This is a genomic window from Priestia sp. TSO9, from assembly GCF_021029645.1.
Classification (GTDB): Bacteria; Bacillota; Bacilli; order Bacillales; family Bacillaceae_H; genus Priestia; species Priestia megaterium_E.
Window position 1 is genome coordinate 330000 of the sequence record NZ_JAJEKD010000016.1, and the last position, 25349, is coordinate 355348.

Annotated in this window: 26 protein-coding genes and 4 tRNA genes; 2 read left to right on the top strand and 28 right to left on the bottom strand. The window is 37.9% G+C overall.

Translation table 11 applies throughout. The features are described 5' to 3' along the window. Positions 1 to 252: 252 nt before the first annotated feature. Entirely contained in the window at positions 253 to 1251 is a 999-nt protein-coding gene (locus tag LJC66_RS26535; RefSeq protein WP_028409752.1) for a tRNA dihydrouridine synthase, read from the top strand. 169 nt (positions 1252 to 1420) lie between these two features. On the opposite strand, the gene rlmH is transcribed toward LJC66_RS26535, so the two are convergent. From rlmH to LJC66_RS26655, 24 genes are all read right to left on the bottom strand, one after another. Continuing rightward, positions 1421 to 1900, bottom strand: a complete 480-nt coding sequence (gene rlmH / locus LJC66_RS26540; protein ID WP_013085547.1) for a 23S rRNA (pseudouridine(1915)-N(3))-methyltransferase RlmH — start codon at positions 1898 to 1900, stop codon at positions 1421 to 1423. Positions 1901 to 1983: 83 nt separating this feature from the next. Beyond that, positions 1984 to 2142, bottom strand: coding sequence for a CxxH/CxxC protein (locus LJC66_RS26545; protein ID WP_013059901.1), 159 nt, complete (start codon positions 2140 to 2142; stop codon positions 1984 to 1986). 73 nt (positions 2143 to 2215) lie between these two features. Beyond that, a complete protein-coding gene (locus tag LJC66_RS26550) occupies positions 2216 to 3448 on the bottom strand; it encodes a S1C family serine protease (protein WP_230933839.1) in 1233 nt (410 codons plus the stop codon). Between the two features lie 57 nt (positions 3449 to 3505). Continuing rightward, positions 3506 to 4300, bottom strand: a complete 795-nt coding sequence (locus LJC66_RS26555) for an MBL fold metallo-hydrolase (protein WP_014457688.1) — start codon at positions 4298 to 4300, stop codon at positions 3506 to 3508. A gap of 18 nt (positions 4301 to 4318) precedes the next feature. Then, positions 4319 to 5098, bottom strand: a complete 780-nt coding sequence (locus LJC66_RS26560) for a two-component system regulatory protein YycI (RefSeq protein WP_195695639.1) — start codon at positions 5096 to 5098, stop codon at positions 4319 to 4321. Then, entirely contained in the window at positions 5085 to 6452 is a 1368-nt protein-coding gene (locus tag LJC66_RS26565; RefSeq protein WP_230933840.1) for a YycH family regulatory protein, read from the bottom strand. The genes LJC66_RS26560 and LJC66_RS26565 overlap by 14 nt, the downstream gene beginning before the upstream one ends. Continuing rightward, positions 6443 to 8350: a cell wall metabolism sensor histidine kinase WalK gene (gene walK / locus LJC66_RS26570; protein WP_013059906.1), complete on the bottom strand. Its 1908-nt coding sequence runs from the start codon at positions 8348 to 8350 to the stop codon at positions 6443 to 6445. Before walK ends, LJC66_RS26565 begins: the two co-directional genes overlap by 10 nt. Positions 8351 to 8356: 6 nt before the next feature. Then, on the bottom strand, positions 8357 to 9064 hold the full coding sequence (gene yycF / locus LJC66_RS26575; protein ID WP_013085552.1) for a response regulator YycF: 708 nt from the start codon (positions 9062 to 9064) through the stop codon (positions 8357 to 8359). Positions 9065 to 9326: 262 nt separating this feature from the next. Continuing rightward, positions 9327 to 9399: transfer RNA gene (locus tag LJC66_RS26580), tRNA-Phe, on the bottom strand. 4 nt (positions 9400 to 9403) lie between these two features. After that, positions 9404 to 9479 (bottom strand) — tRNA-Asp (locus LJC66_RS26585). 35 nt (positions 9480 to 9514) lie between these two features. Further along, positions 9515 to 9586 (bottom strand) — tRNA-Glu (locus LJC66_RS26590). Between the two features lie 15 nt (positions 9587 to 9601). Then, positions 9602 to 9674 (bottom strand) — tRNA-Lys (locus tag LJC66_RS26595). 168 nt (positions 9675 to 9842) lie between these two features. Then, complete coding sequence (locus tag LJC66_RS26600) at positions 9843 to 11129, bottom strand: adenylosuccinate synthase (RefSeq protein WP_028409757.1); 1287 nt, start codon at positions 11127 to 11129, stop codon at positions 9843 to 9845. Between the two features lie 187 nt (positions 11130 to 11316). Further along, a complete protein-coding gene (gene dnaB, locus LJC66_RS26605) occupies positions 11317 to 12681 on the bottom strand; it encodes a replicative DNA helicase (RefSeq protein WP_045293917.1) in 1365 nt (454 codons plus the stop codon). 116 nt (positions 12682 to 12797) lie between these two features. Then, on the bottom strand, positions 12798 to 13247 hold the full coding sequence (gene rplI / locus LJC66_RS26610; RefSeq protein ID WP_013059910.1) for a 50S ribosomal protein L9: 450 nt from the start codon (positions 13245 to 13247) through the stop codon (positions 12798 to 12800). Further along, positions 13244 to 15217 (bottom strand): DHH family phosphoesterase, encoded by a 1974-nt coding sequence (locus tag LJC66_RS26615; protein WP_230933841.1) that lies wholly within the window; start codon positions 15215 to 15217, stop codon positions 13244 to 13246. The genes rplI and LJC66_RS26615 overlap by 4 nt, the downstream gene beginning before the upstream one ends. A gap of 36 nt (positions 15218 to 15253) precedes the next feature. Next, positions 15254 to 16198: a YybS family protein gene (locus tag LJC66_RS26620; RefSeq protein WP_013059912.1), complete on the bottom strand. Its 945-nt coding sequence runs from the start codon at positions 16196 to 16198 to the stop codon at positions 15254 to 15256. 138 nt (positions 16199 to 16336) lie between these two features. Further along, on the bottom strand, positions 16337 to 16576 hold the full coding sequence (gene rpsR, locus LJC66_RS26625) for a 30S ribosomal protein S18 (protein ID WP_013059913.1): 240 nt from the start codon (positions 16574 to 16576) through the stop codon (positions 16337 to 16339). Between the two features lie 66 nt (positions 16577 to 16642). Further along, positions 16643 to 17143, bottom strand: coding sequence for a single-stranded DNA-binding protein (ssb, locus tag LJC66_RS26630; RefSeq protein WP_013059914.1), 501 nt, complete (start codon positions 17141 to 17143; stop codon positions 16643 to 16645). Positions 17144 to 17191: 48 nt separating this feature from the next. Beyond that, a complete protein-coding gene (gene rpsF / locus LJC66_RS26635) occupies positions 17192 to 17479 on the bottom strand; it encodes a 30S ribosomal protein S6 (protein ID WP_013059915.1) in 288 nt (95 codons plus the stop codon). A gap of 189 nt (positions 17480 to 17668) precedes the next feature. Next, positions 17669 to 18769 (bottom strand): redox-regulated ATPase YchF, encoded by a 1101-nt coding sequence (gene ychF / locus LJC66_RS26640; RefSeq protein ID WP_028411917.1) that lies wholly within the window; start codon positions 18767 to 18769, stop codon positions 17669 to 17671. Positions 18770 to 18939: 170 nt separating this feature from the next. Beyond that, complete coding sequence (locus tag LJC66_RS26645) at positions 18940 to 19137, bottom strand: DUF951 domain-containing protein (protein WP_013059917.1); 198 nt, start codon at positions 19135 to 19137, stop codon at positions 18940 to 18942. Between the two features lie 14 nt (positions 19138 to 19151). After that, complete coding sequence (locus tag LJC66_RS26650) at positions 19152 to 20045, bottom strand: mechanosensitive ion channel family protein (RefSeq protein WP_028409761.1); 894 nt, start codon at positions 20043 to 20045, stop codon at positions 19152 to 19154. 67 nt (positions 20046 to 20112) lie between these two features. Then, positions 20113 to 21126 (bottom strand): YkvI family membrane protein, encoded by a 1014-nt coding sequence (locus LJC66_RS26655; protein WP_050691089.1) that lies wholly within the window; start codon positions 21124 to 21126, stop codon positions 20113 to 20115. Between the two features lie 86 nt (positions 21127 to 21212). Between LJC66_RS26655 and yyaC the strand changes: the two genes are divergently transcribed. After that, entirely contained in the window at positions 21213 to 21833 is a 621-nt protein-coding gene (gene yyaC / locus LJC66_RS26660; RefSeq protein WP_050691088.1) for a spore protease YyaC, read from the top strand. A 32-nt stretch (positions 21834 to 21865) separates the two neighbouring features. Here the strand turns inward: yyaC and LJC66_RS26665 are convergent, their stop codons facing one another. The 4 genes from LJC66_RS26665 to rsmG form a co-directional block, all read right to left on the bottom strand. Next, on the bottom strand, positions 21866 to 22735 hold the full coding sequence (locus LJC66_RS26665; RefSeq protein WP_013059921.1) for a ParB/RepB/Spo0J family partition protein: 870 nt from the start codon (positions 22733 to 22735) through the stop codon (positions 21866 to 21868). Beyond that, the gene (locus tag LJC66_RS26670; protein WP_028409764.1) at positions 22707 to 23489 is read right to left on the bottom strand and encodes a ParA family protein; all 783 of its coding nucleotides are present in this window, start codon (positions 23487 to 23489) and stop codon (positions 22707 to 22709) included. The genes LJC66_RS26665 and LJC66_RS26670 overlap by 29 nt, the downstream gene beginning before the upstream one ends. Before the next feature lie 117 nt (positions 23490 to 23606). Then, positions 23607 to 24482 carry a nucleoid occlusion protein gene (gene noc, locus LJC66_RS26675; RefSeq protein WP_013059923.1) on the bottom strand — a complete coding sequence of 292 codons (876 nt, stop codon included), beginning with the start codon at positions 24480 to 24482 and terminating at the stop codon, positions 23607 to 23609. A 135-nt stretch (positions 24483 to 24617) separates the two neighbouring features. Further along, a complete protein-coding gene (rsmG, locus tag LJC66_RS26680; RefSeq protein ID WP_050691087.1) occupies positions 24618 to 25334 on the bottom strand; it encodes a 16S rRNA (guanine(527)-N(7))-methyltransferase RsmG in 717 nt (238 codons plus the stop codon). Between the last annotated feature and the right edge of the window lie 15 nt (positions 25335 to 25349).

Sequence of the window (25349 nt, forward strand, 5' to 3'; positions counted from 1 at the left end):
TTATTCGCAGGTATCCGTTACATGCCTTCAGGCTCGCTTTTAATTGCTTACACTCCACTAATATTAGATATAAAATTTGTTTCAATAGGTATTTCCAGCAAAACAAAACCACTCGTTCCCTTGCACTTTTCCTCCCATACCATTAAAGTATATATTGGTTGAAGTTTATACTGACATTCAACCTGATAAAAGAAATTACACTTTTTAATTTTGGGAATACGTTTTCCCTAAAAGAAAGGGTTTAGATATAAGATGAAAGATAATTTTTGGCATGAGTTGCCGCGTCCGTTTTTTATTTTGGCACCGATGGAAGCTGTGACGGATGTCGTTTTTCGCCATGTTGTGACCGAAGCAGCACGACCTGACGTATTTTTTACAGAGTTTACGAATACGGAAAGCTACTGCCATCCGAAAGGGAAAGATAGCGTAAAAGGACGTTTGACGTTTACAGATGATGAACAGCCAATCGTTGCGCACATTTGGGGAGACAAGCCTGAATACTTCCGTCAAATGAGTATCGGTATGGCCGAAATGGGTTTTCGCGGCATTGATATTAATATGGGCTGTCCTGTACAGAATGTTGCAGGAAACGGAAAAGGTTCTGGTCTGATTCGCCGTCCAGATACTGCGGCTGAGATTATCCAGGCAGCTAAAGCTGGAGGACTTCCAGTAAGCGTAAAGACTCGTCTTGGCTATACGCAAGTTGATGAGTGGTACGACTGGCTGAAGCATATTTTAGAACAGGATATCGTGAACCTTTCTATTCACCTTCGTACAAAAAAAGAAATGAGCGATGTTGACGCGCACTGGGAGTTAATTCCGGAGATCAAGAAGCTTCGTGACGAAATTGCCCCTCATACGCTACTAACAATTAACGGTGATATTCCTGACCGCCAGAAAGGTCTTGAACTTGCGGAGAAGTACGGCATTGATGGAATCATGATTGGACGCGGAATTTTCCATAATCCGTTTGCGTTTGAAAAAGAAAAGAAAGAGCACACAAGCGAAGAGCTATTAGAACTTCTTCGCCTGCAGTTAGATCTTCATGATAAGTATTCTGAAGAGTTAGAGCCGCGCCCTTTCAAACCGCTTCGACGCTTTTTCAAAATTTACGTTCGCGGATTCCGCGGTGCAAGTGAATTAAGAAATCTACTCATGAGCACGGAAACAACTGACGAAGTGCGTGCGTTGCTTGATGAGTTTAAAGACAGAGCTGGAGTGAAAGAAGACGAAGGTTTTTCTGTTTCTTAAATAAGATCTCGCTTGCTTAAACTCAATTGTTCTACCATTTTATCGGAGAGAAGAACTTCTTGTTCTTTTTTATAGAGGTGTGCTATTTATCCACATATGATAAAAGCTGAGGCAGAAGGTTTTACATTTCCTTCTGCCTCAGCTTTTAATAAAAAAATATCCACACGTTCTATTTATGATAAGGTTCATTTCGAATAATACGAAAAGCTCGGTAAATCTGTTCTACTAATACTAGGCGCATAAGCTGATGAGGAAACGTCATCTTTGAAAAAGAAAGGGCTGCGTTTGAGCGTTTCATTACTTCGCTGCTTAAACCAAGCGACCCACCGATAACAAACGCTATTTTGCTTTTTCCGTAGGTAGCTAATGAATCAATTTCTTTTGCGAGTTCCTCGGAAGATTTTTGTTTTCCGTTAATAGCTAATGCGATCACGTGAGTATCGTCTGAGATTTTCGCTAAGATGCGCTCTCCTTCTTTTTGTTTCACCTGTTCCATTTCAGATTCACTTAAGTTTTCTGGCGCTTTTTCATCTGCAAGCTCAATAATTTCTACTTTTGCATAGCTTGATAAACGCTTTAAATATTCTTGAATGCCTTGTTTTAAGTATTTTTCTTTTAGCTTTCCAATGGTTATAATAGAGATATTCACAGGCTATTCTCCTCTCCTTTATCTCTTATCCACAGATATTATCCACATATCCACATGCTATATCCACATTTTGTATAAGAATATTAGTTCCCTACTACATATACAGCTTCATTGTCACAATATTCACAGCTTTTTTTGTCGGTAGAATTTTCTATTTTTTCAAAAACCGGTGCTAGCTCAATCTCATCTACCATTACATCCAGCGCTAGTTCTGTATGTTCTAAACAGCAATATATCTTCATGTATTTATCTTCCTTTCTCTATTCTTTTCAGTAAAAAACCACAGGAGTTTATCCCCTGTGGATAACTTTTCTTTTACTTCATTTGACGTGTTAATTTTACTTCTGTGGATTTCTTTTTGCCGTCCCGATAGAACGTTACGTTCATTTTATCGCCAATTTCTTTTTCAATGTAGAGGTGTTTGCGAAGTGTCGCAATGTCCCTTACTTTGCTGTGATCTAACTCAACAATCACATCATATTCCTTTAATCCAGCTTTAGCAGCTGGCGAACCTTGCTCGACTTTTAGAACAGCGACTCCGTTTACTACATCATGCGGTAACTTAAGGGTTTCTTTTAAATGATACCCTGATACCTCACTTAATGATAGTGTACTAACTCCAAGATACGGACGTCTGACTTCACCATATCGTTCTAAGTCATTAATAATGGGTCTAGCCATGTTAATTGGAATCGCAAGACCAATGCCTTCTACTGCTTCTTGAGCAATTTTCATGGAATTAATACCGATTAATTCACCATCAATATTAACAAGAGCACCCCCGCTATTACCAGGGTTAATGGCGGCATCTGTTTGAATAACTTCTGATTGCCAATCAGGATTTCCATCGCCATTCAAATCTTGAGGAATGACACGGTTAACCCCTGAGACAACTCCTTGTGTAACGGAGCCGGAAAATTGAAGGCCCAGCGGGTTTCCGATAGCAATCACTGGTTCACCAGCTTTAAGCTTATCAGAATTTCCGAAGGTAGCCACTTTTGTCACGTGGCCTGCGTCAATTTCAAGAACTGCTAAGTCCATTAAATCATCGCTGCCAAGAATTTTAGCCGATACCCTTGTACCGTTACTGAAGCTCACTTCAATTTCGTTAGCGCCTTTAATGACATGATAGTTTGTCACAATATAAGCTTTATTGCCTTGCTTTTTGTAAATAACACCTGAGCCCGTCCCGGCATCAGTTCGTTCATCATTCCAAAAGCTTTCAGAGTTCTGGATGTTTACAACTCCTACAACTGCTGCATTGGCTTCAGAAACGGCTTTTGTGACGGCCGTGGTGACGTCAAGAGATACTGATTTTTGAATGGTCGACCCTGTTTGTTCATCTCCATTTTCATCATCCATCCATCCGTATGGCAAAATCCCGTTCCTCACCAAGGCTGGCATAAGAAGCAGTACAATAAGTGCACCTATAATAGCTCCAATCAGAGCAGAAGCGAAATATCCTCTGCGGCGTTTAGGCGGCCGACTATTTGGCTCTTGGCCTTCATCATAATGTTCCACACTATCACCGAACCCTTCATTTATCATCGTGAATGTCTGCATTCACGTACTAAATGAAGTTATTTTTCGCTTCCTTTCTAGAGACTATACATAAACAATATCAGTTGGTCTTTTTGGATCTGTATCACATAGGAGAATATTGTCCTCTACATTGATGTCTTTTTGTTGTAACACTTGCGCAACAGACATGCGAGCAATTTCCTTCATGTTATTGTCTTGACTCAAATGCGCTAAGTAAATGCGTTTGGTTTGATCTCCAATCACATCTGCCATTGCAAGAGCCGCATCTTCATTTGATACGTGTCCGACGTCGCTTAAAATTCGTCTTTTAATGCTCCAAGGGTAGCGCCCCATTCTCAGCATTTCAACGTCATGATTGCTTTCAAATACGTACATATCGCTATTTTTAATCGTACCTTTCATGCGGTCACTTACATAGCCGGTATCCGTAATAAGGGTTAATTTTTTAGACCCTTGATGAAAGACATAAAACATAGGCTCTGCAGCATCATGCGAAACGCCAAAAGACTCCACTTCCAATTGACCAAACGATTTCGTTTGGCCAATTTCAAAGTGAAACTTCTGTTCCGTATCAATGTTGCCGATTAAGCCATCCATTGCGTTCCACGTTTTTTCATTTGCAAAAATAGGGAGCTTATATTTACGTGCCAGAACACCTAGTCCTTTAATATGGTCACTATGTTCGTGAGTCACTAAAATTCCTGATAAATCCGGGATATTGCGATTTACTTGTTGAAATAGAGCTTCCATTTGTTTTCCGCTCAGCCCTGCATCAACTAGTAAGGAATGTTCTCCATCACTTACTAAAATCGCATTTCCTGTGCTCCCACTCGCTAGCACGCTGAAATGCAGGCTCATTTATCTCACTCCAAATACTTATTTATTTCCTTTTTTAATAATCTGCCCTTCAAAGGCATTTACAAAATAACTCGTATCTCCATTTACAACAATGTGCCAAGTTGGTGCTAAAACTTGAGAATTTAATAGCGGCAGATCAAACGTATAGTACCCAAACTCTACTTTTGTTACAGAATCTTTCTTTTTCAATTCACCCTTCAAAAACAAATTTTCTAATGCTTTTAAAGGCGTTAAAACATCCTGCTCATCATCTAACGTTTTCACAGAACCTAGCATTGTTTGTTCATAAGAAATAATTTCACCTTTATCATTTAAATGAGCAATAATCATGCCATTTTCATTATCAAAGATTTTATGCTTCTTATATTTTTGAAAGAATGTAACTGTTTTTTTCTCTTTGTCAACATTCCATAGCTCATAATCCTTACCTGAGATCACATACCGTTTTAGAAATTGACTTAGCTTTGCTTCGGGACTTTTTTCAGGTACTGAAAAAGGTTTGTCTAATACGCTTCGAATTGTTTTTTCCTCAAGCAGCGTTGCTTTTTGTTCTTTTAACTTTTTTAAATCTTCTTCTTTAAATAACTTACTTTTAGCATTTAACGACGAAGCTTCCTTCACATCTACAGGTAAATGTTTATACTCAATGCCTTCACTCGTCAATTGTTCTTCAACGCTCGACTCTACAAATAGAGAGTACTGATCTTCTTGATGAGTTTTAAAAATCTGATAGCCTAAGTAAATATTAAGAATCAAGAAAGTGAAAATAAAGATGGTTTTTGTTCTATTCCAATCCATCGTTATCGCCTCCTTCGGTCGGCGGTGCAATTCGATACCACTTGCTATTATAATAATAGAACCAAGAAGGAACGAGTTTGACAGAATTAGAATTAAACTCAACCGTCTTTTCACCGGTTTTCGGCTGCTGTGAGACTTCTTCTAGCTGATAGCCTATTGAAATGTCTTTTAACAGATTCGAGTCAAAGTTTTGGTGTTTTTCAATTAATTGAATCACTTTTTGAGATGACTGCAGCTTTTCTATACTGGAATCCTGTACTCTTACAAAACGATAAAGAGGACGACGGTAATTTAAAATCTCCGCATTTCCCCATCTCTGATATATTTCAGTCATTCCCTGATTGCTGTACACGGGATAGTTATCTTTATAATAACGATAGCTAATTTCTTTTGTAATACGATTCCAGCTGTTGAACCTGTAATTAGATTCCGTCCAGCCGCCGTGGTCATTAACGAAGCTAAAGCTGCGATTTATTAAATTATAATCTTCCATTACCTCGGTCGTGGAATTTACAAGATTCACATATTCCATCACATCTGTCTTCGTATTAACATTAATCACTTTTGTACCTTCGGTGTAGACATCTCGGTTTGTAGACGTTTCTTTCCGTGCATAGTCTGGGTTGTTAAAAAGCGCTTCCTTATATTTCTCAATATCTAAATGCCTCATGCTAGTATAGTAGACTTCACTATTCATCGTGATATTGTTTTCCGGAAGGAAGATATACCGATTTTTGTTTTCTTTATATACAAAGCTCGGGGCATACGTACGTTTCATTTTGTCTTCTAATTCTTTGATATCATCTTTGGCCAAATTCTTGACTGTAACCGAATAAATCTTTTTTTGCTCATAATTCACAAGATACACGCTCACGAAAAAGGAAGGTGTACGCTTAATTTTAATGAGTACACGGTCAAATGTTTGATTAGGCAAAGACGTTTGAGAAAATGAAAAAAGCTGTTGAAATGTTTTCAAATGCAGCGCGTCTGGATACAGCACTTCAATAGAATTACTTCCATGGACATAATTTAAAAATCCATCAGGAGAAATGGCATCCGAAACGTCCGTCACATTCGAAAATTTCCACTTTTTCATTTCATTTACCCATTTGTTTACATCATCTTCGTCGTGAGACATGTAGTGATTATCGTTTCGATGATAGAGAACTTCTGTTGGAAGAATATGATCTTCTATTTTACTTTTTGAACTCACTTCAACTTCCTGTAAATGTTGATTCTTTGAAATGACCTTATAAGAAGGCTGATACGTCCATATATGATAAGTCATAATTAAACTGGAAGCGACGAGAACAACTAAGATGGCCGTTTTGATATGTTCATATCTCATTCCCATTCGTCATCATTCTCACTTTCAATCGGAAGAGTAAAGTAAATCGTTGTTCCTTTTCCTTCCTGACTATCTGCCCAAATGCGTCCATCATGTGCTTCAATAATTTCCTTGGCAATAGCAAGCCCTAATCCTGTTCCGCCTAATTTACGCGTTCGTGCTTTATCTACACGATAGAAGCGTTCGAAAATTTTAGCTAAATTTGATTTTGGAATTCCCATACCTTGGTCTTTAATGCTCACAACAATTTCATGCGTATGCTGAGCAATTGAAAACGTAATGGTTCCACCTTCAGGTGAATATTTTATTGCATTGGAAATAATGTTATCTAATACTTGTGTAATTTTATCTTGATCGATAGCGACATAGATTGCTTCATTTGGCAAGTCGCGCACGAACGAAATACCTTGTTCTATTGTCATTTCAAAGCGATCAATGATGTAATGATAGAACTTCACAAAATTGATTGGGTCACGACTAAATCGGTAGTCTTGGCTATCTAGCTTAGATAATTGAAGCAAGTCGTTAACGAGACGAATCATTCGTTCTGTTTCTGTTTGCGTTACATTTAAAAATGTTGGAGCTAAGTCCTTATCTTGCCATGCTCCTTCTGCAAGCGCATCTAAATAACTGCGCATCGTTGTTAACGGCGTACGCAATTCATGTGAAACATTCGCTACAAATTCTCGGCGATCTTGATCAATTTTCTCCTGCTCTGTAATATCATGCAAGACAATGATAATCCCGTTAATAAAACCGGTCTCTTTTTGAATAGCGGAAATGGTAGCTCTTAAAATAAAGGGATCGGATTTTGTACTAAAGTCTAAAATTAATGACTCTTGATTAGCGAGCAAGCTTTCAAACGTATGCGTTTCTTCAAGATCTAATAGGGAAACAACTGGGTCAGACAAAACCGTTTCACGTGAAACATTTAGCATAGCTGCAGCTGGATCATTAATTAAAATTACTCTTCCTTTTCGATCCGTCGCAATAACGCCGTCCGTCATATGAGCTAATACCGAGCTAAGCTTACGGCGCTCCCCTTCTGTCGTTGCCTGTGCTTCTTGAAGCTTTCTTGTTAAGTTGTTGAATGTGAGAGCTAGCTGACCAATCTCATCATACCCGTATACTTTAGCTTTTCTCGTAAAATTCCCTTTGGCCATCTCAAGTGCTTGTTTTCTCATTTCAGACATTGGACGAGTAATCGTCTGAGCTAAAAACACGCCTAAAATAGCTGTAATAAAAAGAGCAATCACCGTACCTGCCTTAAAGATCTGATTGATATTACTCATTTGATCGTAAACAGGCTCCATGGAAGCTGTTAAGTAAATAGCCCCTAAGATTTCTTCGCTAGACTGAACTTTTCCATTTTTATTAGTTGAATTTGATTGACTGGCACCTACTTTATCCTGTAAACGAATGGGCTGTATCATAACTCTAATTCGCTGTCCGCTTTGATCAACAAATACATTATCAGAGTTCGTTCCTGCTAACAACGCATTTGTAATCGCTAAATCATTAGTCTTTTTACCTATGATCTGTTGAGGATTTGAGTTCGATGTAGCAATGATTCTTCTATTTTGGTCAATGACTCTTACTTCAGAGATGTCATTCATATCATTTGAAGCTAAATTGGGTCTTGAAGCAAAATCTCGTAAAATAGTCTTTAAGTCTTCCTCAAGAGTGGGTGAATCATCATCACGATTTTTCACCATTTCTTGTCCAATGTTATACGTCAGCAAGTCTGTCCGCTCTTGAAGAGACGTTCGAAAGTTGTTAACTAATTCTTTTTCTAATTGTCGTGCAAAATAGACCCCAATAATTTGCATCGCAATTAAAATGAGCAGCACATAAATCAATACAAACTTTAAATGAATAGATTGCAGGAGCCTTACTTTCTTCATCTAAAATTACTCCTGCTCTGGGCTGCGTAAATAATAGCCTACTCCACGTCTTGTTACAATCCACATTGGATGGCTTGGATTATCTTCAATTTTTTCACGTAACCTTCGAACTGTTACATCTACCGTACGCACATCACCAAAATAGTCATAACCCCATACAGTTTGAAGCAAGTGTTCACGCGTCATGACTTGCCCAATGTGCTTCGCTAAATAATGCAGCAGCTCAAATTCACGGTGAGTCAGTTCAATCGTTTCTCCGCGCTTAGACACGATATAAGCATCTGGGTGAATAACAAGTGCTCCAATCGTTATTTCATTCGTTTCGCTTTCTTCCGTTGGAACAGCTACCTGCTGATGTCTACGTAAATTAGCTTTTACACGTGCTAATAATTCACGCGTGCTAAACGGCTTAGTTACATAATCATCTGCACCTAATTCTAGACCTAAAACTTTGTCAATTTCAGAGTCTTTTGCTGTTAACATGATAATTGGCATATCATATTTTTTGCGCACTTCTCGGCAAACTTCCATTCCATCTTTCTGAGGAAGCATAATATCTAATAAAATCATTTCAGGCTGTACTTCTTCCACTTTTTCAAGTGCTTCTACGCCATCATAAGCACAAAATACTTCATAACCTTCTTTTTGCAAATTAAACTTTAAAATATCTGCAATCGGCTTTTCATCATCTACGACTAAAATACGTTTATCCATGATCATCGTTCTCCTTTATTAGTTGAAGCAAAATATAAAAGATAGTATTCATACTGTTTGAATACCGTAGTTTTATTATACTTGATAACCCTTGAAACGTCACAAGTTCATCCTCTACTATACATGAAGATATATGATTTTCAACCATCTCTAAATACAAAAGTAATATATTACCACAAAAGAGATACAAAGCAAATAACGTTTTCTTTTAAATGTAAATAAAAGAAAAAAGCATGACTTTAAATAAAGTCATGCTTTTTGATGGCTCGGGACGGAATCGAACCGCCGACACAAGGATTTTCAGTCCTTTGCTCTACCAACTGAGCTACCGAGCCAAAATGGCGGTCCCGACGGGAATCGAACCCGCGATCTCCTGCGTGACAGGCAGGCATGTTAACCGCTACACCACGGGACCTCAGTCTATATGCTATATATTAAAAATATTAAAAATGACCCGTACGGGATTCGAACCCGTGTTACCGCCGTGAAAGGGCGGTGTCTTAACCGCTTGACCAACGGGCCACGTTGTAACAAAAGTGAGCCATGAAGGACTCGAACCTTCGACCCTCTGATTAAAAGTCAGATGCTCTACCAACTGAGCTAATGGCTCATGTTATATCTCTTAGCGACGTTTATTATAATAACATGATATTTCTTATGAATGCAATAGTTTTTTTAAAACTTTCTTTTTATTATTGACCTTTTTTAAAAAATCTTGTTAACAAAGCACCAATTACAAATAAAAAAGGTTAGCTCACGAGGAGCTAACCTTTTTTATTTAGCTATATACACCACGTAATACATTTGTTTGTGTACGATCTGGACCTACAGAGAAAATAGATAAAGGAATACCTGTTAATTGAGACACGCGCTCTAAGTAATGGCGAGCGTTATCAGGTAATTCATCTAATGTTTTCACACCCGTAATATCTTCTGTCCAACCTGGAAGCTCTTCATATACAGGTTCACATTCTGCAAGTGTTTTTAAGCTAGCAGGGAATTCTTCCATAACTTCCCCTTTATAACGGTAAGCTACGCAAATCTTTAATGTCTCAATTCCCGTTAATACATCAATTGAGTTTAAAGATAAATCTGTGATTCCGCTAACGCGACGAGCATGACGTACAACTACACTGTCGAACCAACCTACACGGCGAGGACGACCAGTTGTTGTACCATATTCACGTCCTACTTCACGGATTTGATCACCGATTTCGTTTGTTAATTCAGTTGGGAAAGGACCGTCACCAACACGAGTTGTATACGCTTTTGATACACCTACAACGTGTTTGATTTTAGATGGACCTACACCAGAGCCAATTGTTACTCCACCCGCTACTGGGTTTGAAGATGTAACAAATGGATATGTTCCTTGGTCGATATCTAACATAACACCTTGTGCGCCTTCAAATAGTACACGACGTCCTTCGTCTAACGCATCATTTAATACTACTGATGTATCAACAACATATTTTGCAACTTGTTGACCATAATCATAGTACTCATCTAAAATTTCTTCTAATGTAAAGCCTTCTACTTCATACATTTTTTCAAGAAGGCGGTTCTTTTCAGCTAAGTTTTGTGTTAATTTTGCTTCAAATACTTCACGGTCTAGTAAATCGGCAATTCGAATACCAACACGTGCTGCTTTATCCATATAAGCTGGTCCAATACCTTTTTTCGTTGTACCAATCTTATTTTCACCTTTACGTTCTTCTTCAACTTCATCTAATTTTAAATGATATGGAAGAATCACATGAGCTCGGTTACTAATACGTAAGTTTTCTGTTGTTACACCGCGATCATGTAAGTATTTTAATTCTTGAACAAGCGCTTTTGGATCGACAACCATACCGTTTCCAATTACACATGTTTTGTCATTATAAAAAATACCTGAAGGAATTAAATGTAACTTATAAGTTTCACCATTAAACTTAATTGTGTGACCTGCATTGTTCCCACCTTGGTAACGTGCAATCACTTCTGCATTTTCTGATAGGAAGTCTGTAATCTTCCCTTTTCCTTCATCTCCCCATTGTGTTCCTACTACAACGACTGAAGACATATCTTAAGCACCTCCGCTTAGTAAGCAACAGCTCACTACGACATAATTTAACCATGGATAAGTGTATCAATTTATCACGCTAAAGTCAATTAAATCCGAACGATTTAACAAAAGTTATTACAAATATATCGTATTTTGCGGAACGAATGCGATAACAATAAAATAAAACCTCTCAATATGAGAGGTTTTATGCACCAGGCGGCACTCCTGCATCGTCGAAGCGCCGCTCGAGATTAACGAATTTATTGTACTCTTTTACGAAGGCAAGCTGTACGGTTCCAACTGGACCGTTACGCTGCTTGGCTATAATAATCTCGATAATATTTTGATTTTCTGTATCTTTTTCATAATAGTCTTCACGATATAAGAAAGCTACGATATCGGCATCCTGCTCAATACTTCCGGATTCACGGATATCAGACATCATTGGCCGCTTATCTTGTCTTTGCTCTACTCCACGGGAAAGCTGTGATAAGGCGATAACAGGAACTTCTAATTCACGAGCTAAACCTTTTAACGCACGAGAAATTTCAGATACTTCCTGCTGTCGGTTTTCTCCGCTTCGTCCATTTCCTTGAATGAGCTGTAAGTAGTCAATTAAAATCATCCCAAGCCCGCCTTCTTGTTTCAAGCGACGGCACTTAGAACGAATTTCACCTACACGAATACCCGGTGTATCATCGATATAAATCCCTGCATTGGACAAAGATCCCATTGCCATAGTGAGCTTTCCCCAGTCATCCGCTGTAAGCGAACCTGTACGCAGCCTTTGTGCATCAATATTTCCTTCCGCACAAAGCATCCTCATAACAAGCTGCTGAGCACCCATCTCTAAACTGAAGATGGCTACGTTCTCATCCGTTTTCGTTGCAACGTTTTGCGCAATATTTAAGGCAAAAGCCGTTTTACCTACCGATGGTCGGGCCGCTACAATAATTAAATCATTTCGCTGGAACCCTGCTGTCATTCTATCTAAATCACTAAACCCGGTTGGAATACCTGTAATGTCACCTTTTCGATTGTGAAGAACTTCGATATCATCGTACGTTTGTACAAGTACATCTTTAATATTTTGAAACACACCGCTGTTTTTACGCTGTGCTACTTCTAAAATGTTTTTTTCCGCTTCATTTAATAAAACTTCCACTTCGTCTTCCCTTGCATATCCTTCTGAAGCAATATGCGTTGCAGTACGAATTAAACGGCGTAAAATCGACTTTTCTTCTACGATTTTACCGTAATACTCTACGTTTGCAGCCGTTGGAACAGAGTTAGCTAAATCACTTAAATACGATACGCCGCCAACTTCTTCTAGGATTTTTTGGTCAGCTAATTCAGACGTTACCGTTACCAAATCAACCGGTTCACCTTGGTCAGAAAGTTTCAGCATACATGTAAAGATTTTCTGGTGCGATGCCCGGTAAAAATCTTCAGGTATTAGCAGTTCAGATGCTAAGGTTAAAGAAGAAGGCTCTAAGAAAATGGCCCCTAATAGCGCTTGCTCTGCTTCAATATTCTGAGGCGGAAGACGATCAGCAAAAAGATCACTCATATTTCTATGCCCCTCTTATATTCTTTCAGTATTTTCTTTCATCATAAATGTTGGCGCGAACAAATACAAGTCCGCGCCAACCCTTTATATTATTTACCTATTTTTCAATCTTACGTTTATTTTTGTTCAGTCACGTGTACCTTTACCGTAGCCGTTACTTCCGGATGTAATTTAACCGGTACATTTGTGTAGCCTAATGCGCGAATTGCATCATTTAATTCAATTTTACGCTTATCTACTTTAATTTTGTGCTTTTTCTTTAATTCTTCAGCAATTTGTTTGCTTGTGATAGAACCGAATAAACGGCCGCCTTCACCAGATTTTGCTGTTAATTCCACTGTTAGTTCTTCAAGAGTTGCTTTTAACTCTTTGTTTGCTTGAAGTTCTGCAGCTGCATCTTTTTGCTCTCTATTTTTTTGTGCTTCTAATACTTTCACATTACCGCCTGTAGCTTCAACAGCATAACCATTTTTTAATAAGAAGTTATGTGCATAACCGTCTGAAACATTTTTCACTTCACCTTTTTTGCCTTTTCCTTTTACATCTTTTAAGAAAATTACTTTCATGATTTTTTACCTCCATCTAAGTACTCATCAATTGCTTGTTTAAGCCGTTCTTCAGCTTCATCCAAACTAATGTCTTGAAGCTGAGTAGCAGCATTCGTTAAATGGCCTCCGCCTTGGAGACTTTCCATAATAACTTGTACATTGATATCTCCAAGCGATCTAGCACTAATACCAATTAGATTATCCCGTCGCTTAGAAATAACAAACGAAGCAACTACTCCGTTGATTGAAAGCAGCGTATCTGCAGCCTGCGCAATTAACACTTGATCATACATTTTGTTTGGTTCAGCTCGTGAAATGGCAATACCTGCTGTATAAATCTCTGCATGTTCAATAAAGCGTGCTCGCTGTACATATTGCGTGATATCTTCTTTTAAAAACTTTTGAACAAGAACCGTATCTGCGCCTTGAGAACGTAAAAAGGACGCTGCATCAAACGTACGAGATCCCGTGCGTAATGTAAAGCTTTTTGTATCGACAATAATACCGGCTAAAAGTGCCGTTGCTTCTAGCATATCAATTTTAAATCGTTTTGGCTGGTATTCAAGAAGCTCAGTAACGAGCTCTGCTGTCGAGGAAGCATATGGCTCCATATAGACAAGAAGAGGATCTTCAATAAAGTCTTCTCCACGTCTATGGTGATCAATGACCACGACATTTTCAATACGATGTAATAATCTTTCTTCAATAACCATGGACGGCTTGTGCGTATCCACTACTACTAAAAGAGTATCATCACTTACAAGATTTAAGGCTTCTTCAGGCGTAATAAATCGCTCCCACAGGCCTTCTTTCTTTTTAATCTCTTCTAGCATTCGCTGAACACCTGTATCGATATGATCAGGATCTAATACGATAAAACCGTCTTTCTGATTTACTTGGGCTACTTTTAATATCCCAATAGCAGCTCCTACAGCATCCATATCTGGATACTTATGACCCATGATAATCACTTTTCCACTCTCTGTAATGAGCTCTTTTAACGCGTGAGAAATAACTCTTGCACGCACGCGCGTCCGTTTTTCCATTGGGTTTGTCTTGCCCCCAAAGAATTTCACTTTTCCATTCGGCTGTTTAATCGCTACTTGATCTCCGCCTCGACCTAAGGCCAAATCCAAGCTAGATTGAGCTAAAGCACCCAGCTCAGGTAAATCAGCAGCACCAGCTCCGATACCAATGCTCAATGTAAGCGGTATATTTTGTTTAGACGTCTCTTCTCGAACTTGGTCTAAGATAGAAAATTTGCTTCTCTCTAAATGAATTAAGATTTGTTCATTCATAATCGCAATAAATTTCTCGGAAGACGTACGTTTAATAAAAATACCATATTCTTGAGCCCAACTATTTAACATAGAGGTTACTTGGCTATTCAAGTTACTTTTAACTTGATCATCCATTCCTTGCGTTAGTTCATCATAATTATCTAAAAAGATAATACCTAAACTTGTTCGTTCTTCTTCATACAATTTTTCGATTTCTATTTGCTCTGTAATATCAAAGAAGTACAGTAAGCGCTCGTCTCGTTTAATCACCACTTTAAATTTCCGATCATGCAACGTGACAACTTCTGTTTCCACTTCTTGTTTGATGAGTGGAATAATACTTTCGGCTACATCGTATAATGATCTTCCCACTAGTGTGTCTTCACCGAGACAAGATGCTAGAAAAGGATTGGTCCATTCAATTTGATATTCATCATTAAACAGCATAATCCCAATCGGCATTTCCATTAATGCCTCTTCGCCTACTTTTTTCAGCCGATGAGACAGCATTGAAATATAGGTTTCAAACTCATCGGACAGCATTCGCTCCATTCTCATGTATAGAAAAAGACAGGCTAATAGTAATATAAAGCCTATCATTCCTATGATCCAATTATGATAGGTCACGATACCTACTAAAATCAGAGCTATACTATACAATGAGTAAAATGGATAGCGAATAACGTTCTTTTTTGTAAAGACAGGCATCCATTTCAGCTCCTACTTTTTTAAGTTCCACAATATCTACTTTTTTGTGTCTAATTGTTTTCTTAAATTAAATCCTAAATCAATTATACCTAAGATGCGCACAATTTGAAGGATAATTGGAATAATTAATGCTAAAATTGTTACAACAATTGGAATTGCTTTGGCATACCCTTTTTGATGTGAGAAATAGAAAATAAAAGAGATCCCTTGTAACACGACTAGCATTTGCAGTCCCATCACGATGTTGATAATGGCTACGTACATAAATGTACCTTGTTCAATATTAAAAGATGGGAAGGATAAGATTAATGCAATCAAATAATACCATAGAATACTTTTAGGAAGTTTGAATTCACGAAAAGGCGGGAATGCTTGCACCTCATAACCTGTTCTTTTAAGAATAGGCGTAGCAATAAGCTGAGAGAAAAAGGCCAGAATAACTCCACCTATAACAATTAATAGAGGCAATAGATTTTTAAACATATCAAATGCATCTCTCATTTGGTCAATTTGAGATTCCTTAACGTCTTGCCCTAAACTTTTCATCATTTCAATACTTTGATTAATTGATTGATCTAAAGCATTATTTATTTGCTCCATTAAATTAACATTAAAAATGACATTTGCTCCTACAAACAATAAAAGTAAACCTAAACTAAATGCAACCGTTCCGCCTAGTAAAATGGTATACCTTTTTTGTTTTTGTCGGTAAAGCATTCCTATTGCTAATCCACCAATACCAAATACAAATGTAAAAGGAAGAGTCAACACATTTCCAAATAACAAAGTCAATAACAACCCTACTACTAAAAATAATATTGCCTTTTTCCACCCATGACGAACGGTATACACAATAAATGGAACAGCCAGCGCTAGTTGAAAAATGGTTCCCACAACAGGTATGTATAGTGAAAAAAGCAACAGCGCCACAAACAGCGCTAAAAGAGCTGCTCCTTCTGTAATATATCGAATTCCTTTCACAACTTCACCTCGTTGATATAGACTATTATTTATTTTATCGATTCAATTCATAAGAAGCAACTATTTGACAAAAGAGCACCTATGTAATGTAAAAAGAGGCAGTAAGGATTCCCTTACTGCCTCTTTTTATACCGTTCATTATTCACCAGAAACATATGGTAATAATGCCATTTGACGAGCGCGTTTGATAGCGATCGTTAATTTACGTTGGTATTTAGCGCTTGTTCCAGTTACACGACGAGGTAAAATTTTACCACGCTCTGAAACGAATTTTTTAAGCATATCTACATCTTTGTAATCGATGTGAGTGATGCCGTTTGCTGTGAAGAAACAAACTTTACGACGTCTGTTGCGTCCACCTTTACGTCCACCTGCCATTTTGATACGCCTCCTTCCGCTTAAAAGTTTCTATAAAATTTTATACTCCGGATAATCTACTGCGAATTAAAACGGTAAATCGTCATCTGAAATGTCAATTGTCTCGCCATTATTTGCAAATGGATCATCATCAACGCGAGTATAACCTTGATTACCTGAGTTACGGTTCTGATTATCTCCAAATGGAGAGCCTTGTCCAGATCCTCCAGTGTTAGCAAAGTTACTGCGTTGCGTATCCCCACCGCCACTTTTCGGCTCTAAAAATTGCACACTTTCCGCTACAACTTCCGTTACGTATACGCGACGACCGTCTTGTCCTTCGTAACTGCGAGATTGTAGTCGACCATCAACACCAGCTAAACTTCCTTTTTTAAGGAAATTGGCTGCATTTTCAGCCTGACGACGCCATACAACACAGTTGATGAAGTCAGCTTCACGTTCACCTTGCTGATTTGTAAATGTGCGGTTTACCGCTAAAGTGAATGTTGCAACCGCTGCTCCACTCGGGGTATAACGTAATTCAGGATCTTTGGTTAAGCGTCCTACGAGAATTACGCGATTCATCATCAGAACCACTCCTTAAGGAAATAAAACCCAATTTATTTAAACGTTTAATTATGCTTCTTGTTTAACAACGATATGACGGATAATGTCTTCGTTGATTTTCGCAAGACGATCAAATTCAGAAACTGCTTCTGAAGTAGCCGCCACGTCAAGAATCATGTAGTAACCGTCACGGAAATCATTGATTTCGTATGCTAAACGACGTTTACCCCATTCTTTAACATTTGCGATTTCAGCACCATTATCAGTTAATACGCCGTTAAAGCGCTCAACTAATGCTTTCTTTGCTTCGTCATCAATGCTTGGACGGATGATGTACATTACTTCATACTTTCTCATCACTGTCACCTCCTTTTGGTCTAACGGCCCGAAACGGGCAAGGAGCAATAAAATATTACTCACGAATTAAAATTATAGCACACTACCATAGGCAAAGCAATACGCATTGCGGGCTGTTTCGTAAATATATGCTAATATTTTCGCCAACGACAAAAGCCGAAAGAAGATATCTTCTTTCGGCTTTTAATCTTATACGTTAAAGCGGAAATGCATAACGTCTCCGTCTTTTACGATGTATTCTTTTCCTTCTAAACGTACTTTTCCAGCTTCACGAGCTGCTCCCATTGTTTTGGCAGCTAATAAATCCTCGTATGACACCGTTTCTGCACGAATAAATCCACGTTCAAAGTCTGTATGAATAATACCTGCACACTCAGGAGCTTTCATACCTTGTGTAAACGTCCATGCGCGTACTTCTTGCTCACCAGCTGTAAAGTACGTAGCTAATCCAAGTAAATCGTACGCTGCACGTACAAGCTGATCTAGACCTGACTGTTCAATGCCTAGTTCTTCAAGGAACATTGCTTTTTCTTCTCCTTCAAGTTCAGCAATTTCAGATTCAATGCGTGCGCAAACAACAATTACTTCTGCACCTTCACTTGCCGCATATTCGCGCACTTTTGCTACATATTCGTTAGCAGATGCATCGGCTACTTCATCTTCAGCAACGTTTGCTACATAAAGAATAGGTTTAATCGTTAGCAAATGAAATTGTTTTACTAATTTCATTTGTTCTTCTGTAAACGATACAGCACGAGCTGGCTGATCACTTTCAAATGCGTTCTTTAGTTTCTCTAGGATTTCGTATTCATACATTGCTTCTTTGTCTTTTTGTTTAGCCATTTTTTGAACACGGCCAATACGTTTCTCTACCGTTTCTAAATCTGCTAAAATTAACTCTAAATTAATTGTTTCAATATCTGAGATAGGATCTACTTTTCCTGAAACGTGCGTGATGTTTTCATCTTCAAAACAACGCACGACGTGACAAATCGCATCTACTTCTCGAATATGAGATAAGAATTTATTTCCCAATCCTTCACCTTTACTAGCACCTTTTACGATTCCAGCGATATCTGTGAATTCAAATGCTGTTGGAATTGTTTTTTTAGGTTTTACAAGCTCTGTAAGTTTTTGAAGACGGTGATCAGGTACTTCTACAATACCTACGTTAGGATCAATCGTACAGAAAGGGTAGTTCGCAGATTCTGCGCCCGCTTGTGTAATTGCATTAAATAATGTTGATTTTCCAACGTTAGGAAGACCAACAATTCCAGCTGTTAAAGCCATATATTTATTCACTCCTCTTTATATATCCGAAACAAGTTAACCTGTCACAATTATAGTGAGTCAACTTTTGAAATACAAGTTTGATAAAGAACCTTTAACCGCATGGGGTTAAGGTGCCTCATTTTGTCCCACCTTACAGTATAAGGCATAAACATAGAAAATGCATGAGGTTATTCCTCATGCTTTACAAGAATTTTTTTCATTTTACGTGCAAAATCACGTCTTGGAATCATTACGCTATGGCCGCAGCCTTCACATTTGATCCGGATATCCATTCCCATTCGAATGATTTTCCATTCATTTGTACCGCAAGGATGAGGTTTTTTCATTTCCACAACGTCATTTAAACCAAATTCTTTTTCCGTCATCAGCTCTCTCCTCCTTATGTCCCTTTCAACGTCGACGAATGCTGTGCTTCTTCTGTACGATTATACATAACCATACGAGGAAATGGAACTTCAATACCATGTTCATTTAGCCTTGTACGCACTTCTTTACGAATCATACGAGAAATATGGAAATGTCTCATTGGTTTTACTTCACTTGTAATCCTCATTGTGACTTCAGTTGCATGGATATTTTGAACCCCCAGCAATTCAGGCGTTTTAACCATATCTTCATAGCGACTTGGCAATTCTTCTAACAGGTCTAAAATCACTTGTTCTGCTTTTTGTATGTTTTCTTCATAAGAAATGCTTACATCAACGAAAGCTACGCTGTTATGTAACGAAAAATTAGTGACCTCCACAATACTGCCATTGGGCAAAATATTAATTTCGCCTGTCCAACTCTTAATCTTTGTAGTTCTCAAACCGATTTCTTCTACAGTCCCCTCAAATGTTCCTACTCGAACATAATCCCCAACGGAGAACTGATCTTCAAAGATAATAAAAAATCCCGTGATGATATCTTTCACTAAGTTTTGAGCACCAAACCCTACTGCGAGCCCTACGATTCCAGCCCCTGCTAGCAATCCACGGACATCTACCGATAACGTTTCTAAAATCATAACTCCCGCAACGAAATAAATGGCATAAGAAAAAATATTTTGAAGCAAACGGACCATCGTAGCTTCTCGTCGCTCAGAAATACGCAGAGGGCTATTTGTGCGAACCTCTACGAATTTATTTAACGCTTTCTTTCCAATTCGAATTAAAAACATAGAAATAAGTAGAATCAACAGAATTTTTATAAATCCCTCTCCAATATGTGCCCACGTTTCTTCTTGAAAAAATGGCTCAAACACGTTCTTAAAAACCGACTTCAACGAATTCATACTACATTTAGCTCCTAACGTAACATAATCTGCATACGAGAAAGTTTTAACCTATTGTAGCAAGTTTCTACGAACTTTTGTAGCGATTTCGAAATGGATACAACAGAACGGCTGTTACTAGAAATAAATTGACGATTCCATACATTGGATACAAAACGGCAATCAAAGTAGAAAACCCTACCTTTGTAAAGGGAATCATTAAAAGCAGCCAGCAGGCTGCCAGTTTCCAAAGAGATTGCACCTTTTCAGTATGAAAACGAGCGGTCAATCCTAAAATTCCCGAAACGGCTGTCGTATAAATTGCGATAAGCAAAACAATGCTCATTAAAAACGTCATCATATAAGGAAAATCTTTAAGAATAGCGAATAATGGAATTTCATAAGAGGAAAGAAGCCCTGAAACTTGAATAAGTGATTCATTATAAATAAAAGAGAGGCCTCCTAATAAAAAACCACTGCCAACACTTGCAATATAAATCTCTTTTTTGCTTTTAATTTCTTTTCCAATTGTAGATAATACCGCGACAAGAGGAAGAATATTCAAAGCCGTAAAGGTAAAAGCAGCAGGCCAATTATGCTGAAGATGCCAATTAGTTACTCCAGGATGACGTAAAACAAATGTAAGAAGTACGCCAGCTAGTCCAATCATTAAGATTGGCATAACGAAAGAATTGATAGAAAGCAGTCCACTTAATCCTCTTGAAAAAACAAAGACGATAAACACACTAAGAGCACCAATTCCCCACCAGTAAGGAACATGCCACATTTCCAATGTCGCCCCGCCGCCCGCAATCATAATCACCGTCGTCGTAAACAAATAAAAAACGATTAAAACGTCGTAGGCTGCAGCCCATCTCTTTCCTATTAATTCAATTAGTACTGGGTAAAATTGATTGGTTCGATAGCGATAGCTGATTTGCATAATCACATTGCAAGAAATCGCAAAAATAATAGAAAATAGAAAAATAGCAAGTCCGCTTTCTTCACCAAAAAACTGCCATAGTTCTCTTCCAGAAGCATATCCAGCACCTATCATCGTTCCCATAATTAAGAATATCCATTTACACCCGGCTCTCCACATCGATTTTCCCCCAATCAACGAAATATATGTATAGAATCTTCAAAATCTTCGTATACTGTTACTATTATGTATAAGGAGTGGACCCTATGAATTTAAAATCTCCCTTCTTTGAGAAGACACAACATTCAACCCGCGTATTTCATGATGAGGAATCTGCTACAAAGAAGCTGAGTACACAGTTACTATCTTTACTTCCAGCACAGAAAGACAGACCAATTGTTTTTGTATGTATTGGAACGGACCGTTCAACTGGGGACTCATTGGGTCCATTAGTCGGAACAAAACTGAATGAAAAAAAAGTTTCATCTTTTCATATTTTTGGAACGTTAGAAGAGCCTGTTCATGCGGTTAATTTGAAAGAAACGTTAAAACATATTCAAAAGCTTTTTCCAAATCCTTTTATTATTGGAATTGATGCTTGCTTAGGCCGTATGAAAAGTGTAGGCTCTGCATCACTTGGCGTTGGGCCCGTCAAGCCTGGAGCAGGTGTTAATAAAGAATTGCCACCAGTCGGAGATATTCATATAACAGGGGTTGTCAACGTGAGCGGATTTATGGAGTTTTTCGTCTTGCAAAATACGAGGCTTCACCTCGTTATGTGCATTGCCGATTTAATTGCGAAAAGTATTGAGACTGCGCACAACGAACGAGAGAAAGAATTTAATAATTCTTCAATTTACCAAACGGTAAGACAATATAAACAATAAAAAAGGTTGTCCTAAAACTAGGACAACCTTTTTTATACAGAAGATTTGTTAGTCTGAGAAAGATCGTTAAATAATTCAAGAAGACGGTTTAAATCTTCTTTAGAGAAAAATTCGATTTCAATTTTTCCTTTTTTCTTACTTTGTGTAATGTGAACGGAGGTACCAAAACGTTCACGAAGCTGTGTTTCACTTTGTTTTATAAATAAATCTTTATCTTTTTTAGTTTTTGATGTTTCACGTGGAACGGCTTTATTTAAGTGGGCAATATAAGCCTCTAACTGTCTGACATTTAATTGTTCCTTGCGTATTTTTTCAACGACTTTAGGTAGAAGCGCTTTATTTTTCAAACCGACTAGCGTACGCCCATGGCCCATAGACAATTCATTAGTAGAAATAAGGGTTTGAATTTCCTCAGGCAGTTGCAAGAGGCGAACATAGTTAGCAATATGAGGTCGGCTTTTTCCCAGTCGTGTAGCAAGTTGCTCCTGTGTCATATCGAGCTTATCCATAAGCAATTGATAAGCGGTTGCTTCTTCAATTGGCGTCAAATCTTCACGCTGTAAATTCTCTAACAAAGCTAGTTCCATCATTTGCTTTTCTGAAAAGTCTTTTATAATGACAGGAACAGTAGCAAGGTCGGCTTCTTTAGCAGCTCTAAATCTTCTTTCACCCGCTAAGATTTCATAGCCTTTAATGCTTTTGCGAGCTACAATAGGCTGTAAGATGCCATGATGTAAAATAGATTGCTTTAACTCATTAATTGCTTCTTTATTAAACGTTTTACGTGGTTGATAGGGGTTGGGTCTGAGTTCGTGAATAGCAACTTCCTGAATTGAATCATCAGCCTGTGCATCTAAGCCTGAAAATAAGGCATTAATTCCTTTCCCTAATCCTTTCGCCATTATAAATCACTTCCTTTGCAAGTTCCGTATAAACTGCGGCCCCTCTAGATCTTGCATCATATAAGATAATTGGTTCACCATGACTAGGTGCTTCGCTCAAACGAACATTTCGAGGAATAATCGTTTGATAAACGCGATCCTGAAAGTACTTCTTCACTTCTGCTGTTACCTGCAGTCCTAAATTTGTGCGTGCGTCAAGCATAGTCAGCAATACACCTTCGATACGCAGTTGATTATTCAAATGTTTTTGGACTAATCTAACGGTATTTAGCAATTGACTTAATCCTTCAAGCGCATAATATTCACACTGTACAGGTATTAAAACAGAATCAGCTGCCGTTAACGCATTTAATGTCAGTAAACCAAGAGAAGGGGGACAATCAATAATAACATAATCAAAGTGATCTTTCACCGTTTCTAAAGCTCTCTTAAGTCGAACTTCACGTGAAATAGTCGACACTAATTCAATTTCTGCACCAGCTAATTGAATGGTCGCGGGAATGATTGATAAATTTTCGACGGCTGTTGAACGAACAACGTTCTTAGCTTCCATATCTTCCACGATTACATTATAAATACATTCATCTACATCTGCTTTATCTATGCCAACTCCACTCGTAGCGTTACCCTGGGGGTCTCCGTCTACAAGTAGAACCTTTTTTCCTTGTTCAGCTAAACAAGCTCCTAAATTAACAGCGGTTGTTGTTTTTCCAACTCCGCCTTTTTGATTCGCAACTGCCACAATTTTCCCCATGTTGTCACCTACTTTCATTTCCATCCCATTTGTCCAGACAGTTTAATTGTTCATTGAATTTTCTGACGAAAAACTTTGATAAAAAAGCCTCATCAAAAAAAGATGAGGGCTATTTCTTTATTTTTTCGGAATCTTAATAGTAAACTGAAAATATTCATCAAACTCTTCTTCTTCCGTGTTTAATGAAATACCGCTGTCACTAACCATTGTCAAGGATTGACGAATTGTATTCATTGCGATACGCGTATCTTTACTAAACGCTTTTCTTTTTGCTTTTGGCTTTTTAACCTGCGTTTCTAACAATTTAACTACTCGATCTTCCGTTTGTTTTACATTTAATTGTTTTTCAATAATCTCAGCTAATACTTGAAGTTGTTTTTCTTGATTTTTGAGGGGAATGAGCGCTCTTGCATGTCGCTCTGTAATCAATTTTTGTTTGATTGCTTCTTGTATTTCAACAGGAAGCTTTAACAAACGAAGCTTGTTTGCAATTGTGGATTGGCCTTTTCCTAAACGTTGAGCTAATGCCTCTTGGGTAAGATTATGTAACTCAATTAACTTTGCGTAGGCTAGTGCTTCTTCGACAGCCGTTAGCTCTTCACGTTGTAAGTTTTCTATTAAAGCCACAGAGGCCGTTTCTGTATCGTTAAAATGTTTCACAATTGCAGGAACCGTATCCCATCCTAAGCTTTGTACAGCTCTCCACCGGCGTTCTCCAGCAATTAATTCGTATTCTTCGCCCTCAGTCGGTCGAACCACAATAGGTTGAATAATACCGTGTGTATGAATAGTAAGAGCTAGCTCTTCAATTTTTGCTTCATTAAACACAGTACGCGGCTGATAACGATTCGGAATAATACTTGAAACCCTAATTTGTTTTACTTCATCTCTTAAAACTTTTTCGACATTTTCATCTTGGACAGTTTCAATCTCTACATGAATATCCTCATCTTTTTCTTTTAAATTAAAGAAACGTGAAAAAGCAGATTTCATAGTCCCACACCACCTTCAGGAAAATCCCGCCTTAAACTAATTCGATGTTTTTTAATCATATCCTGCTTTCTAAACAGAAAATATAGAGAAGAAAATGTTTCATATGAAACATTCTCTTCTCTATCTATTTAATGCCTACTCTAGTGGAAGCTTAACTGGGGTACCAGGTTTTCTAGGATATTTTTTAGGCGTTTTCTTTATTTTGTCTATTAAAATAATGTAACGTTCACTTTGCTCCAAAGGCAATTGGAAATGTTCAATCGACTTCACTTTTCCACCTAATACTTGGAAAGATTTTTCTCCATTTTTTAATTCTTCAGGGGCAGAAGCACCTTTCATTGCTAAAAAGCGGCCTTGTTCTTTAACAAGCGGCAAGCAAAATTCATTAAGAACCGAAATACGTGCCACGGCTCTTGCCGTTACAAGATCGAATGACTCGCGAATACTTTCTTTTTTACCAAATGTTTCAGCTCGATCATGACATAGTGTGACATTGTCTAGTTCAAGCTCATTTACAAGATGCGTTAAAAACGTAATACGCTTTTGTAACGAATCAACGATTGTTACATGCAAATGCGGGAAGCAAATTTTGATCGGAATACTTGGAAATCCTGCTCCTGCACCTACATCACACATGGATTCAATTTCTGTAAAGTCTTGAAAAAAAGCAGCTGAAATAGAATCGTAAAAATGCTTTTCATACACTTCACCGTGATCAGTTATCGCAGTTAAATTCATTTTTTCGTTCCATTCCACTAAAACTTGATAATACTTTTCAAATTGATTCAGCTGTTTAGAAGAAAGAGAAATTCCCTTTTCTTCTAATAGCTGTTGAAACTGTTGAATATTCATTGAGTTTCCCTTTCT